Origin of the sequence: Methylobacterium ajmalii (genome assembly GCF_016613415.1) — a bacterium.
Classification (GTDB): Bacteria; Pseudomonadota; Alphaproteobacteria; order Rhizobiales; family Beijerinckiaceae; genus Methylobacterium; species Methylobacterium ajmalii.
This window is the reverse complement of the sequence record NZ_JACWCT010000103.1, coordinates 20,651-34,131: the sequence shown is the minus strand read 5'-3', so window position 1 is coordinate 34,131 and position 13,481 is coordinate 20,651. Positions and strand designations below refer to the sequence as shown.

12 protein-coding genes are annotated in these 13,481 nt (G+C 72.5%); 4 read left to right on the top strand and 8 right to left on the bottom strand.

Annotated features, from left to right (window positions below; translation table 11 throughout):
• Window positions 1-15: 15 nt before the first annotated feature.
• Entirely contained in the window at window positions 16-1,179 is a 1,164-nt protein-coding gene (locus tag HPY23_RS19705) for a glycoside hydrolase family 183 protein (RefSeq protein WP_091881400.1), read from the bottom strand.
• Between the two features lie 105 nt (window positions 1,180-1,284).
• On the opposite strand from HPY23_RS19705, the gene HPY23_RS19700 reads away from it, so the two are divergent.
• From HPY23_RS19700 to der, 3 genes are all read left to right on the top strand, one after another.
• Window positions 1,285-1,878, top strand: coding sequence for an NnrU family protein (locus HPY23_RS19700; RefSeq protein WP_091881397.1), 594 nt, complete (start codon window positions 1,285-1,287; stop codon window positions 1,876-1,878).
• Window positions 1,879-2,016: 138 nt separating this feature from the next.
• Entirely contained in the window at window positions 2,017-2,829 is an 813-nt protein-coding gene (locus HPY23_RS19695) for a tetratricopeptide repeat protein (protein ID WP_167543957.1), read from the top strand.
• A 104-nt stretch (window positions 2,830-2,933) separates the two neighbouring features.
• Window positions 2,934-4,280 carry a ribosome biogenesis GTPase Der gene (gene der, locus HPY23_RS19690; RefSeq protein ID WP_060846863.1) on the top strand — a complete coding sequence of 449 codons (1,347 nt, stop codon included), beginning with the start codon at window positions 2,934-2,936 and terminating at the stop codon, window positions 4,278-4,280.
• A 9-nt stretch (window positions 4,281-4,289) separates the two neighbouring features.
• Here der and HPY23_RS19685 read toward each other — a convergent pair whose 3' ends face one another.
• Window positions 4,290-4,460 (bottom strand): hypothetical protein, encoded by a 171-nt coding sequence (locus tag HPY23_RS19685; protein ID WP_167543911.1) that lies wholly within the window; start codon window positions 4,458-4,460, stop codon window positions 4,290-4,292.
• Between the two features lie 469 nt (window positions 4,461-4,929).
• Between HPY23_RS19685 and HPY23_RS19680 the strand changes: the two genes are divergently transcribed.
• Window positions 4,930-6,621: a methyl-accepting chemotaxis protein gene (locus HPY23_RS19680; RefSeq protein WP_091881392.1), complete on the top strand. Its 1,692-nt coding sequence runs from the start codon at window positions 4,930-4,932 to the stop codon at window positions 6,619-6,621.
• A 109-nt stretch (window positions 6,622-6,730) separates the two neighbouring features.
• On the opposite strand, the gene HPY23_RS19675 is transcribed toward HPY23_RS19680, so the two are convergent.
• From HPY23_RS19675 to HPY23_RS19650, 6 genes are all read right to left on the bottom strand, one after another.
• Entirely contained in the window at window positions 6,731-7,069 is a 339-nt protein-coding gene (locus tag HPY23_RS19675) for a type 2 periplasmic-binding domain-containing protein (protein ID WP_091881388.1), read from the bottom strand.
• Window positions 7,070-7,128: 59 nt separating this feature from the next.
• A complete protein-coding gene (locus HPY23_RS19670) occupies window positions 7,129-7,533 on the bottom strand; it encodes a dihydrofolate reductase family protein (RefSeq protein WP_060846860.1) in 405 nt (134 codons plus the stop codon).
• A gap of 100 nt (window positions 7,534-7,633) precedes the next feature.
• Window positions 7,634-9,721 (bottom strand): putative bifunctional diguanylate cyclase/phosphodiesterase, encoded by a 2,088-nt coding sequence (locus tag HPY23_RS19665; RefSeq protein ID WP_091881385.1) that lies wholly within the window; start codon window positions 9,719-9,721, stop codon window positions 7,634-7,636.
• Window positions 9,722-10,041: 320 nt separating this feature from the next.
• Window positions 10,042-10,800, bottom strand: a complete 759-nt coding sequence (locus HPY23_RS19660; protein WP_091881383.1) for an SDR family NAD(P)-dependent oxidoreductase — start codon at window positions 10,798-10,800, stop codon at window positions 10,042-10,044.
• Window positions 10,801-10,879: 79 nt separating this feature from the next.
• Entirely contained in the window at window positions 10,880-12,382 is a 1,503-nt protein-coding gene (gene purF / locus HPY23_RS19655; protein WP_091882075.1) for an amidophosphoribosyltransferase, read from the bottom strand.
• A 277-nt stretch (window positions 12,383-12,659) separates the two neighbouring features.
• A complete protein-coding gene (locus HPY23_RS19650; RefSeq protein ID WP_091750089.1) occupies window positions 12,660-13,253 on the bottom strand; it encodes a CvpA family protein in 594 nt (197 codons plus the stop codon).
• Window positions 13,254-13,481: the final 228 nt, after the last annotated feature.

The window sequence follows — 13,481 nt, the reverse complement described above, 5'->3', positions numbered from 1 at the left end:
CGAAGACTAGCGGTCTCACGGCCAGACCTTGATCGAGACCTGCCGCCGCACGAGGTCGCGCTCGGAGGTGATCTCGCAGCCCCTGGTCTTGAGCGTGACATAGAAGAGCGTCGCGCTGTCCCCCACCGTGTCGAAGTTGCGGCCGGGCGCGGCGGGATCGATGAGGGAGGGATAGCTGACGAGCTCGCCGCCGGCTCCGCAGGGATCGTCGTAGAGGGTGGAGCCGGCGATCAGCAGGCGCGGCGCGTCCCAGGCCAGCAGGTCGCGCGAGGTGCTCCAGTAGATCCCCGAGCGCGGAAACACGCCGCCGGACGCAGCCTGGAACACCGCGATCCAGGCGCCGGTGCCGCGGTGGCGGCTGACCGAGCCGACCGGGGCCGGGAACGGCGCCACCGGGGCGCAGGTGCCGGTGGGTTTGGCGCTCTTGAGATAGGGGTTGGGAAAGCGGGCGGAAAAGTCCTTGCCGTCATGGGCGCGCCAGCGGGCGGGATCGCTCACGTCGTCGCTGCGAAACAGGCAGACGCCGAAGGGCTGGCCGGTCCAGCCGGTGGTCGAGGCGTAGAAGTAGCGGTAGCGTCCGTCGGCGACGATGTTCGAGGGGTTGAAGAAGCCGCGGTGGCGGCCCTGCTCGACCTCCTGGCGGAAGGGAGCCGCCGCCACGACCGTCGGGGGCGTCGCGCGGGTGAAGCTGCGCCCGCCGTCGGTCGAGCGGGCGGCCAGCACGGCGTTGTACCAGCAGGCGAGCACGCCGGTGGTGCGGCAGCGGCCGTGCTCGTCGGCATGGTACTCCTCGTGCAGCAGCGCCTCGATCCGCCGGCCGTCCTCGGTCCAGGTGGCGGTGATCCAGGTCCGGTCGTCGAAGGCCTCGGGCTCCGGCTTGAAGGCGGAATCGAGCACGACCGCGCAGTCGAGCTTCAAGGTGTCGAAGTCGCGCCCGCGCAGGGCCCGGTTGCGGTAATGCATCCCGAACAGCGCGATCCCGCCATCGGCCTCGCGGACGGCGCGCGCGGGGGCGTCCGGCACGTCGTGCCCGTCGCAGGCGTCCCGGCCGGCCTTGAACACCGTGCGGGGCGCGCCGACCAGGGTCAGCGCCGAGAGCGGCGGTTCGGCGGCGTCCACGGCGTCGGCGGCCGTCACGGCCGCGACGCAGAGACACGCGAGGATGAGGCGGAGGAGCATGCGGCGTCCCTGGACTTGGCCGCAGAGCCTGCGCCAGAGTGCTTGAGGCTTGCTTGCGGCCTTTCCGCGAATCGAGCCGTTGTCCCCGCAAGGTTTCTCATCCCGATGCTGCTCCTGCTCGCCGGCCTCGTGCTCTTCCTCGGCACCCACGCCTTCACGATGCTGCGCGGGCCCCGCGCCGCCCTGATCGGGCGGGTGGGGGAGGGGCCCTACAAGATCGGCTACTCGGTCGCCGCCCTCGCCGGTCTCGTGCTGCTCGGCTACGGCTACGGCCAGTACCGGGCGCACGGCTATATCGAGGTGTGGTCGCCGCCGGTCTGGACCCGGCACCTCGCCCTGCTGCTGGTGCTCCTCGCCTTCATCTCCTTCGTCGCCGCCTACCTGCCGGGCCGGATCAAGGCGAAGGCGAAGCACCCGATGCTGCTCGGCGTGAAGATCTGGGCCACCGCCCACCTTCTCGCCAACGGCGATCTCGGCTCGATCGTCCTGTTCGGGACGATCCTGGCCTGGGCGGTGATGGCCCGCATCAGCGCCAAGCGCCGGGACGAGGTGCGGCCGCATGGCGGCCCCGTGGCCGCGCCGGCGGGCTGGCGCAACGACGCGCTCGCCGTGGTCATCGGCGTCGCCGCCTGGTTCGTCTTCGCCCGGGTGCTGCACCCCTGGCTCATCGGCGTCGCGGTCTGGCCCGGCCAGGCTTGAGTCCCGCGTCGGGCGCAATCGTTCGCCAGGCCTGACTTCCCGCCGGGACTGTGCTACGCGACCGGCCCTGTCGCACGGTCGCGGCGAAGAGCCCACCGGCTCACTGGTGGCGGCGAGCCAAGAGATCGAGCCAAAGAGATCATGAGCGAGAACGAGTTCATCCGCGAGGTCAACGACGAGTACCGGCGCGACCGCCTGGCGCAGATCTGGTCGCGCTACAGCGGCGTGTTCATCGGTCTCGCGGTGCTGGTGGTCCTGGGTGTCGGCGGCTGGCGCTACTGGCAGCACGCGCAAGCCCAGCAATCCGAGGCGGCGAGCCTGCGCTTCGAGGAGGCCCTGCGCCGCGCCAAGGACGGCACGCCGGAGGATGCCGAGAAAGCCTTCGCGGGCGTGGTCGCCGACGCGCCGTTCGGCTACCGTCTGCTGGCGCGCCTGCGCGCCGCGGCGGAGGCCGGCAAGGCCGATCCGGCGGCCGGCGCCAAGGCCTACGGGACCATCGCCGACGACAGCGCCGTGGGCCAGTCCCTGCGCGACCTCGCCCGCCTGCGCGGGGCGCTCCTCCTCGTCGACAAGGACGATGCGGGCGCGCTCAACAGCCTCCAGAGCCTCGCCGCCCCGTCGAGCGCCTTCCGCCACACCGCCCGCGAGACGCTCGGCCTCGTGGCCCTGAAGAAGGGCGACTTCGAGGGCGCCGGGCGCTGGTTCGACCAGATCGCCGCCGACCGCGAGACCCCCGCCGGCCTGCGCCAGCGCCTCGAGATCTATGTCGGCCTGGTGGCCGGCGGTCCCGTGCAGGTGACCGCGGCGGCGGCCCCGGCGCCGGCCGCGCCGCGCCCGCCGGCCTTCCTGGGCACGCCCGCCCCCGAGCCCGAGACCCACGAGGACGCTCCGGCGGCCTCCGAGGCTCCCGCGCCCGAGCCTAATGCGCCCGAGGCTCCGGCGACGCGCTAGAGATCCCCGTAGCGCGGGGCGTCTCCGTCCCGCATCATGACCTCAGACACAGGGCGGCGCGCCTCGCGGCGTGCCCGCCCGCTGCTATTTTTAGGAAGACCTCCATGTCGATGCCCATCGTCGCGATCGTCGGGCGTCCCAACGTCGGCAAGTCGACGCTGTTCAACCGCCTCGTCGGCAAGAAGCTCGCCCTCGTCGACGACCGCCCGGGCGTGACCCGCGACCGGCGCGAGGGCGAGGTGCGCCTCGGCCACCTGCGCTTCCGCATCCTCGACACCGCCGGGCTGGAAGAGGCCGAGGCCGACTCGCTCGCCGGCCGGATGCGCGCCCAGACCGAGGCCGCCATCGCCGAGGCCGACGCGGTCCTGTTCGTGATCGATGCCCGCGCGGGCCTGCTGCCGGCCGACCAGCCCTTCGCCGAGCTGGTCCGCCGCTCCGACAAGCCGGTGATCCTGCTCGCCAACAAGGCCGAGGGCGGCGCCGGCATGGCGGGCGCCTACGAGGCCTTCGCGCTGGGCCTGGGCGATCCCGTCCCGCTCTCGGCCGAGCACGGCGAGGGCATGGGCGACCTCCTCGACGCGCTCGAAGCGGTGCTGCCGGAGCCCGACGACGAGGACGACGAGGAGGGCGGCGAGGGCAAGCCCCTCAAGGTCGCGATCGTCGGCCGGCCGAATGCCGGCAAGTCGACGCTGATCAATCGCATGCTGGGCGAGGACCGGCTCCTCGTCGGCCCCGAGGCCGGCATCACCCGCGATTCGATCTCGATCGACTGGGAGTGGCGCGGCCGCCGGATCAAGCTGCACGACACCGCCGGGATGCGCCGCCGCGCCCGGATCGACGACAAGCTCGAGAAGCTCGCGGTCTCGGACGGGTTGCGCGCCGTGCGCTTCGCCGAGGTCGTCGTGGTGCTCCTCGACGCCACGATCCCGTTCGAGAAGCAGGACCTCACCATCGTCGATCTCGTCGAGTCGGAGGGCCGCGCCCTCGTCATCGGCCTCAACAAGTGGGACCTCGTCGCCGACCAGCCCGGGCTCCTGAAGGACCTCAAGGAGAAGGCGACCCGCCTGCTGCCGCAGGTGCGCGGCGCCGCGGTGGTGCCGCTCTCGGGGCTCGCCGGCGAGGGCATCGACCGGCTGATGCACGCCGTGACCTCGACCGCCGAGGTGTGGAACCGGCGCATCTCGACTGCCAAGATCAACCAGTGGCTCAGCGAGGCGACGCAGGCCAACCCGCCGCCGGCGGTGTCCGGCCGGCGGGTCAAGATCCGCTACGCCACCCAGGTGAAGGCGCGCCCGCCGCACTTCGCCCTGTTCGGCAACCAGCTCGACGCGCTGCCGAAATCCTACACCCGCTACCTCGTCAACAGCCTGCGCGAGGCCTTCGAGCTGCCGGGCGTGCCGATCCGCCTGTCGCTCCGGACGTCGAAGAACCCGTTCGACAAGAGCGAGTAGCGGCGGGCGTCAGCGCGGCTTCTGGTCGGCGGGGAGGTTGCGGGCGTAGGCCTCGCGCTCCTCCTTGTCGCGGATCATCTTCTCGTAGGCCGCCTTGGCCTCGGGCGACACCGTGAGGGTGCGCGCCTGGGCGGTCTTGCGCTTGGGCGCGCGCTTGAACCGGTCGGTGGATTCGCTCATCGCTCGACAACCCGCGTCTGACTGGTTGCCGACGGCTCTACCGTGTTCGCGCCGTCTTGGCGACGGACAATCGTCGACCGGCAATCCTCGCGATGGACAATCGCGGCGGCGAGCCTGACGTTGGGTCCGGCGGCGCCCGGGCGATCACACCGGCGACCCGGCGGCCGATGGCATGCCGCGACCCGGGGCCCGCCGCGATCGAGCGCACGCCCGAGGATCCCGACGCCGCGCCCGCCGCCGGCAGCAGGAGCTATCATTCCGCCTTGCAGCCGAACGTAGAAATATTGTTCATAATCTCACATGAATCGTCTCTACTTGATGTCTTGCCATCGAAGACGATCGATGGATGTTAGGATGCCGGGCAGTATACACATCTCTCCTTAACCCGCGAATCCCTAGCCTGGGGTCTTCGAAGCGTCCCGGACGTGCCGCCGAGCGGTCCGGGGCATTCCGCGATCGGAGACCGGACATGCGCGGCTTCAACGACCTTCCGCTGCTCGCCAAGCTCGCCCTGCCGGCGGCCCTCGTGCTCGTCGTCGCCCTCGGGCTGGTCGGGCTCGCCCGCGGCGGCCTCGACGCCATGGGCCGGACGATGAGCGAGATCGTCGACGTGCGCACGAACCGGGCGGTGTCGGCGCTGCGGCTCGAGAATGCCGTCGCCGAGGCGGCGATCGCCCAGCGCAGCGTCATCATCGAGGGCAGCGACGAAGTCCGCCAGGCGCTGGCCAAGCAGCACCGGGCGGCGGAGGAGATCGCCGGCGCGCAGGCCGAGCGACTCGTCGCGCTGGCCGGGACCGACGACGAGCGCGCGCAGGACGAGGACCTGCGCGCCCGCGTCGCCGACTACCTCGCCTTCTCGAGCAAGGTGGTGACGAACGCCCAGCAGGGCATGACCGACGTCGCCTTTGCGCTGTCGAGCGAGCAGGATGCCGGGCGCCGCGCCAAGGCCGCCGTGGCCATCGACGCGCGGGTGCAGGCGACCCTCGCGGAGCTTTCGGCCGCCCGGGACGCCGCCGAGGCCGCCGCCACCGCGACCAAGACCCGCCTGACCCTCTTGGCCGCGCTCGGGCTCGTCCTCGCCTTCTCGGTCCTCTCGGCCATCGCGGTCCTGGGCATCGCACGGCCGCTCGCCCGGACGACCCGGGCGATGAACGCCCTCGCGGCGGGCGACCTCGCGATCCCGGTCGCCGGCACCGGCCGGCGGGACGAGATCGGCGCGCTCGCCCGGGCGCTGCAGGTGTTCAAGGAATCGGGCGCCGAGATGCGCCGCCTGACCGAGCGGGAGGGCGAGCGCACCGAGGCGGCGGCCCGGCGCGCCGCCCTGGTCGACGGTCTCGCCCGGCAGTTCGAGGCCAAGGTCGAGAGCCTGTCCCGCGACCTCGCCGGGGCCGCCGGCACCATGGAGGCCGCCGCCCGCGGGATGGCGGCGGGGGCCGAGGCCGGGGCCGGGCGCACCGACGCGGCGGCGGGCGTGGCGCAGCGGACCTCCGGCCACGTCCACGCCGTCGCGGCGGCGAGCGAGGAGATGACCGCCGCGATCCAGGAGATCGTCGGGCAGGTCGTCCAGACCTCGCGCATGGCCGGGCAGGCGGTGGAGGATGCCCGCCGCACCGACGCCACGGTGAGCGAATTGTCGGTCGCCGCCGAGCGCATCGAGCGCGTCGTCTCGGTCATCGCCGACATCGCCGCGCAGACGAACCTCCTGGCGCTCAACGCCACCATCGAGGCGGCACGGGCCGGCGCGGCGGGCCGCGGCTTCGCGGTCGTCGCCGCCGAGGTGAAGGCGCTCGCTGGCCAGACCACTCGGGCGACGGACGAGATCACCGGCGAGGTCGGGGCGATCCAGGCCGCGACCCGGGCCGCCGTCGCCGACATCCAGCGCATCGGCCGGGTGATCGGCGAGATGTCGGCCTCCGCCACCTCCGTGGCGGCGGTGATGGAGCAGCAGGGCGCGGCCACGCAGGAGATCGCCCGCAGCGTCGGCGAGGCGGCGCACGGCACCGGCCACGTCACCGAGACCCTGAGCGACCTGCGCCGGGAGGCCGGCGAGACCGGTGTCGCCGCCGGCCGGGTCCTCGAGGCGGCCCTCTCCCTGTCCCGCCACTCCGACGGGCTGACCCGCGAGGTCGGCGGCTTCCTGGCGGCCGTGAAGGCGGCGTGAGCCGTCTTCACCTTCGAGGATCCAGGCGGCGTGAGCCGTCTTCACCTTCGAGGATCCAGGCGGCGTCAGTCGTCTTCACCACCGGGGAGCGAGGCGGCGCGAGCGCGCCTCACGCATCGAGAAAGGCGGCCGGCTCCTCCCGCCCGCCCGTCGGAACCGTCTCCCGCAGGTGTTCCGGGAAGGCCGAGACCCGTGCGCTGAGGAGCCGCCGCGACGGGTAGAGCGCCCACAGGGCGATCTCCGGTCCCGCGACGTCGCCCCAGGAGGCAACCCGGCCGGCGGCGAGGGTCTGCGACGAGGGAGACCGGCAGGCGCGCACCGCGTCGCGGATCGTCGCCGGCGACGACAACGCCGGCACCACCGCCGGGACGCTCGCCCTCTCGGCCGGGCGCGGATGGCCGGGGCTCGCCGCCGCCATCCGGTCGGGCAGGAAGGCCCAGCCGATCAAGCCCTCCTCCGGGGCCGGGTCGACCCGGGTCGCAGGCTCGTGGCCCTGCCGGGCCGGGCTCAGTCCCGCCCGCGCCCCACCAGCCAGGCGGGGTCGAACCAGCGGTCGGCCTCGCCGTCGTAGGGCAGGCGGGTGATGTCCCATTGCTGGATGAACGGCGCGTAGACGTTCCAGACCGCGATGCCGCCGCCGACATAGATCCGCCGGCCGGGATAGCGCGCCAGCACCGCCCGCGGATCCTCGTGCGAGCGGATGATCGCGATGGTGCGGTCCTGGTAGGCGAAGTCCGGCACCGCCTCGATGGTCTTCGGGCCGGCGATCAGCACGTGGCCCTGCGTGACCGCGAAGAACCGCGTCACGTCCTCGACGTAGAGCGGATCGGTGTTGCCCTCCCAGGGCAGCCGGCCGTGGAGGCCGAGCTGGCCCCGCTGCCCGATGGCGCACATCGCCCGCACGTCGATCATCGGCTCTCCGCCCTCCCGGCCGCGGGCCCGGACGGGGCTCCGCCCCGCCTGATAGCCCGTCGGCCGGCCACCGGCCAGCCGGACTCCGCGGTTCCGGGGCCTACGATCCGGTGCCCGCCCGGGGCTGGGCGGAGACCTCCGCCAGCGCGGACGCCGGCACCGGCTTGCCGTACAGGTAGCCCTGGAACTGGGTGCAGCCCTCTTGGCGCAGGCAGGCCGCCTGCTCTTGCGTCTCGATGCCCTCCGCGGTGACCACGATGCCGAGGCTGCGGCCGAGACCGGTGATCGCCCGCACCACCGCCAGTGCCTCGCGGCTGTCGCAGATCCCGCGGATGAACGCCCGGTCGATCTTGATCTTGTCGAAGCGGAACGTGCACAGGTAGCTCAGGGACGAGTAGCCGGTGCCGAAATCGTCGAGCGCGATCCGGGCGCCGAGCCGCCTGAGCCGGCCGAGCGTCGTCAGGTTGTTCGACGAGGCGTCGAGGAGCACCGATTCGGTGATCTCGAGCTCGAGCCGGTCGGCGGGCAGGCCGGAGGCGTCGAGCGCCGCGGCGACCTCGGCGGCGAGCGCCGGGTTGCGGAACTGCGCCGGCGACAGGTTGACGGCGACGCGCCGGCCGCTCCCCCAGCGGCTCGCCTCCCGGCAGGCCTCGTTCAGCACGAAGGCGCCGATCGCGTCGATCATCCCGGTCTCCTCGGCGACCGGGACGAAGTCGAGGGGCGGGATCAGGCCGCGCACCGGGTGGTGCCAGCGCAGCAGCGCCTCGTAGCCGACGGTCTCGCCGTCCTCCGCCCGCACGATCGGCTGGTAGTGCAGCGCCAGCTCGCGCCGGGCGATCGCGTCGCGCAGGTCGGTCTCGATCAGGCGGCGGTAGCGCGCGGAGGCCTCGAGGGCGCCGTGGAAGCGCGCGTGCCGGCCCCGCCCGAGCCGCTTGGCCTCGTAGAGCGCGAGGTCGCCGCAGCGCAGCAGCTCGTCGGCGCTCGCGGCGTCCGAGGGCGCGAGCGCGATGCCGATGCTGACCCCGGGCGCGAAAGACTGGCCGTCGATCACGACCGGCCGGCGCGCCGCCGCGATCATCCGGTCGGCCAGCGCGGTGGCCTCCGCGGCGGCCCCCCGCACGGGGGCGACGACCGCGAACTCGTCGCCGCCGAGCCGCGCCAGGGTATCGCCCGGGCGCAAGGCCTCCTCGAGGCGCCGGGCGATGACCCGCAGCATCTGGTCGCCGGCCGGGTGGCCCATCGTGTCGTTGACGCCCTTGAAGCCGTCGAGGTCGAGGCAGAGCACCGCCGTCTCGGCCGCGCCGTGCGCCGACAGGGCGTCGCCGAGCCGTTGCCGGAACAGCTCCCGGTTCGGCAGGCCCGTCAGGCCGTCGTGATGGGCGAGGTGGTGGATCCGCACGCGGGCCGCGTGCTCGTCGGTGATGTCCTCGGCCACCAGGAGCGCGTGGCGCGGCTCGCCCTCCTCGCCGATCGCCATGGCCCGCATCGTCAGCGTGCGGCGGCCCCAGGGGGTGTCGACCGGGGCCTCGATCATCGGGGTGGCGCCGGGCGTCGCGAGGGCGGCCCGCAGCTGCGCGGCGAGGAGGGGAGGCAGCACCGTCGCGGCCGGGCGGCCGACCAGCTCGCCCGTGCAGCGGCACAGCAGCAGCTCGGCCTGCCGGTTGGCGAGCCGGATCAGCCCGGTCGTCGCGTCCTGGACCACGACGCTCGACGGGATGGTCGCGATGACGCTGTCGAGGAAGGCGGAGATCGCGCGGTGCTCGTCGCGGTGGCGCTCGGCCGCCTCCTTGGCGGCCATGATCCGCAGGTCCTGCTCGCGCGTCTCGGTCAGGTCGCGGGTGATCTTGGCGAAGCCGATCAGGGCCCCGTCCTCGTCCCGGATCGCGTCGATCACGACGTCGGCCCAGAACGAGGTGCCGTCGCGGCGGAAGCGCCAGCCCTGGGCCTCGAAGCGCCCGGTCTCGCGGGCCCGGTCCAGGCCGGCCTCCGGCAGCCCCGCCGCCCGGTCCTCGGGGCCGTAGAAGCACGAGAAGTGCCGGCCGACGATCTCGGCGGCCGCGTACTGCTTGGCGCGCTCCGCGCCCGCATTCCAGTTCACCACGCGACCGGCCGGATCCAGCATGTAGATCGCGTAGTCGGTCACCCCCTGGACGAGCAGCCGGTACAGGACATCGGTATCTGCGGTCACGGTCGTCCGTTCCGTCGTCGGGTCCGCCCCGGGGACACCGGTGGCGGGTATGCCTGCGATCGGGTGTCGGGCATGCCCGCTAATGCAACCTTAAACCCAGCTGCGGGTAGAAGAAAAAATTCAGTACTAGGATCTGCGCCGGACAACTGGTAAAATGAACTATAAATGTTCAGATGGCTCAAGGACGTCGCCGCCGGAGCGTGACGGGCACGGTCTCCCGCGGGCCGTGCGGCGCGGCATACCTGCCGGCTCGCCCGGCGGAGGGCCGGGCGGGCTCTTCGTCGGAGCGGAATTGGCTCACCGACGATCGGCGACTCTCGTCAGGCCGGCTTCTGCGGCGTCAGGACGCGGCCGGTCGGGAAGTCGAAGATGGTGCCGCTCCCGGTCCAGTCCGGGCTTGCCAGCCGCACGATGTGGGGTGCCAGCTCCTCCGGGGTGCGCAGCGTCTCCGGGTCCTCGCCCGGCATCGCGGCCTTGCGCATCGCGGTGCGCAAGGGGCCGGGATTGAGCAGCATGGCCCGCACCGCCGTGGTCTCGGTCTCGGCCGCGTAGGTCCGCACCAGCGCTTCCAGCGCCGCCTTCGACACCGCGTACGGCCCCCAATAGGCCCGGCACGACGAGGCCGCGCCGGAACTGACGAACACCGCCCGCCCCGCATCGGAGCGGCGCAGGAGAGGGTCGAGGGAGCGGATCAGGCGCCAGTTCGCCGTGACGTTGACGTCCATCACGTTCGCCCAGACCTTGGGGTCGATGTGGCCGAGCGGCATCAGCTTGCCGAGCACGCCGGCATTGCCGACGAGGATGTCGAGCCGGCCCCAGCGTTCGTTGATCGCCGCCCCGAGGCGGTCGATCGCGTCGTAGTCGCACAGGTCGAGGGGGACGAGGGTGGCCGAGCCGCCCGCCGCCCGCACGGCGTCGTCGAGCTCCTCGAGCGCGCCTTGCGTGCGGGCGACCGCGATCACGTGGGCGCCGGCCTCGGCGAGCGCCAGGGCCGCCGCGCGGCCGATGCCGCGCGAGGCCCCGGTGACGACCGCGATGCGATCCGCGAGGGATTTGTGGGCGAGAGGGGTGTCGGTCATCGGGTCGGTCGGCTCGGGATCGATCGGCTTGGCGGCGGCCTCCCCCGGGAGGACCGCCTCGGATTCGGCCGCCTCGGGCTCAGTCGGCCTCGGCGAGGAGCGCCATGCGGCGCGGCGAGGCGACCGCGAGGTCGGTCAGCGCCGTCGGGTAGTCGCCGGTGAAGCAGTGGTCGGTGTATTGCGGGCAGGCCGCGTCCCGGCGCTCCTCGCCCATCGCCCGGTAGAGCCCCTCGATCGACAGGAAGGCGAGCGAGTCGGCGCCGATATACGCGCGCATGCTCTCGAGGTCGTGGGTGGCGGCGAGCAGCTTCTCCTTCTCCGGCGTGTCGATGCCGTAGAAGTCCGGGTGGGTGATCGGCGGCGAGGCGATGCGGAAATGCACCTCGCGGGCGCCGGCCTCGCGCATCATCCGCACGATCTTCACCGAGGTGGTGCCGCGCACCAGGCTGTCGTCGACGAGCACGATGCGCTTGCCCTCGACCGCGGCGCGGTTGGCCGAGTGCTTCATCCGCACGCCGAGCTCGCGCACCGACTGGGTCGGCTGGATGAAGGTGCGGCCGACATAGTGGTTGCGGATGATGCCGAGCTCGTAGGGCAGCCCGGTCTGCTGGGCGTAGCCGAGCGCCGCCGGCACGCCGGAATCCGGCACCGGGATGACGATGTCGGCCTCGGCCGGCGATTCCTTGGCGAGCTCCAGGCCGATGTTCTTGCGCACGGCGTAGACGCTCTTGCCGTTCACGGTCGAATCGGGCCGGGCGAAGTAGATGTACTCGAAGATGCAGGGGCGGAGCGGCTGCGCCCGGGCGAAGCGGATCGACTCGATGCCGTCTTCCGAGATCACCACCATCTCGCCGTTCTCGACGTCGCGCACGAAGCGGGCGCCGATGATGTCGAGGGCGCAGGTCTCGGAGGCGAGGATGTAGCGGCCGTCGAGCTCGCCGAGCACCAGCGGGCGGATGCCCAGCGGATCGCGGGCGCCGATCAGCTTCTTGTTCGTCATCATCACGAGGGCGTAGGCGCCCTCGATCTGGCGCAGCGCGTCCATCACCCGGTCGACGATGCGGACGTGGCGCGAGCGGGCGACGAGGTGGAGGATCGCCTCGGTGTCGGAGGTCGACTGGCAGATCGCGCCGTCGCGCACGAGCTGGCGGCGCAGCAACAGGCCGTTGGTCAGGTTGCCGTTATGGGCGACCGAGAGGCCGCCGGTCTCGAGCTCGGCGAAGAGCGGCTGCACGTTGCGCAGGATCGTCTCGCCGGTGGTCGAGTAGCGGACGTGGCCGATCGCGGTCTCGCCCTTCAGGCGCTCGATCGTGGCGAGGTCGGAGAACGAGTCGCCGACGAGGCCCATGCGGCGCTCGGAGTGGAACACCCGGCCGTCGAACGACACGATGCCGGCCGCCTCCTGGCCGCGATGCTGCAGGGCGTGGAGGCCGAGCGCCACGATCGCGGCGGCATCCGGATGGCCGTAGATGCCGAAGACGCCGCATTCCTCGCGCAGGGTGTCGCCGTCGAGGTCGAGATCGCCGCCGAACGCCTCGCTCGTCCCGGGAGCGCCCCGGAAGGTTTCGCTGCGTGCTGACATGATGAGAAGCCCCTGGTGGCCGGTCACCGCACGGCCTCGCCTCGCCGACCCCGCGCGTCCCGTGACGGTCGCCGCGCGGGCCTGATTCGCCTCGAGCGAAGCAGGAACCGGACCGCCCGCATCCGATGCGTTGCGTCCGATCGTTTGCCTCGCCGCCGGCTATGTAATCGCTGCCTTCGGCGGAACCAAGGCGTCAAAGGTGCGTTGCGGGGCTTACCTCACATGCAAAGGACGCCGGTCGGGCGTCCTTGGCGGGGTGTGTCCTTCGTGCGCGGTCTCAGCGCCGGGGGCTCGCATCGGTGCGGCGCTGGGGCGGCGTGTCGGCCTCCGCCGGGGCGTCGGTGCCGGGATCGACCTCGGGCTTGGGCTTGCGGAACTGCTTGAGCAGGCCCTCCGGGTTGTCCGGCAGCATCGCCACCAGCTTCTGGCCGCTGTTCTCGAGGATCTCGCGGCTGCGGGCCTGCTGGGCCCAGTCCGGCACCTTGCCCTGGACGAGCCAGGCCAGGAAGACCCAGCCGATGACGCAGATCAGGAAGCCGCGCCCGGCCCCGAAGGCGAGGCCGAGGCTGCGGTCGACCGCGCCGATGCGCGAATCGAGGATCAGGTCCGAGATCTTCACGGTGATCACCGAGACCACCAGCAGGGTGACGAGGAAGATCGCGGCGATCGACACCACCAGCGAGACGGTGTCGCTGGAGACGTGCTGCTTCACGGTCGGCAGCAGCAGCGGGTGCAGGGTCCAGGCGAGGCCCGCCGCCGCGACCCAGGCCACGATCGCCAGAACCTCGCGGGTGAAGCCCCGCACCGCCGCGAGCAGCGCGGAGATGACGACGACGCCCAGCACGACGAGATCGAGAACGGAGAACGGCATTGGCAGGAACAGGTTCGGGGGCGGGAGCGTTGGCTCGGGTCGCGGCTGCCCGGCACCGCCGGCGTTGTATACGCTGCCCGAGCCAATCCGTCACCCTGCCCTCGGCAGGGCCGGTGACGCGGCGCGGCGCGATGCCCTCCGCCTCTGTCAGAGTCTGTATGGTGGTCCGCTCCAGTCGGTCCGGCGCTGGCCTCGCCACCTCACCTCGTCATCCCGGGTTCCGCTTCG

What these genes read in the sequence shown, in the direction of transcription:
- HPY23_RS19670 (WP_060846860.1), bottom strand. Translation starts at nt 7,533, where the DNA reads ATGATCGACGTGCGGGCGATGTGCGCCATCGGGCAGCGGGGCCAGCTC.
- HPY23_RS19650 (WP_091750089.1), bottom strand. Translation starts at nt 13,253, where the DNA reads ATGCCGTTCTCCGTTCTCGATCTCGTCGTGCTGGGCGTCGTCGTCATC.
- purF (WP_091882075.1), bottom strand. Translation starts at nt 12,382, where the DNA reads ATGTCAGCACGCAGCGAAACCTTCCGGGGCGCTCCCGGGACGAGCGAG.
- HPY23_RS19660 (WP_091881383.1), bottom strand. Translation starts at nt 10,800, where the DNA reads ATGACCGACACCCCTCTCGCCCACAAATCCCTCGCGGATCGCATCGCG.
- HPY23_RS19700 (WP_091881397.1), top strand. Translation starts at nt 1,285, where the DNA reads ATGCTGCTCCTGCTCGCCGGCCTCGTGCTCTTCCTCGGCACCCACGCC.
- HPY23_RS19680 (WP_091881392.1), top strand. Translation starts at nt 4,930, where the DNA reads ATGCGCGGCTTCAACGACCTTCCGCTGCTCGCCAAGCTCGCCCTGCCG.
- HPY23_RS19705 (WP_091881400.1), bottom strand. Translation starts at nt 1,179, where the DNA reads ATGCTCCTCCGCCTCATCCTCGCGTGTCTCTGCGTCGCGGCCGTGACG.
- der (WP_060846863.1), top strand. Translation starts at nt 2,934, where the DNA reads ATGTCGATGCCCATCGTCGCGATCGTCGGGCGTCCCAACGTCGGCAAG.
- HPY23_RS19685 (WP_167543911.1), bottom strand. Translation starts at nt 4,460, where the DNA reads ATGAGCGAATCCACCGACCGGTTCAAGCGCGCGCCCAAGCGCAAGACC.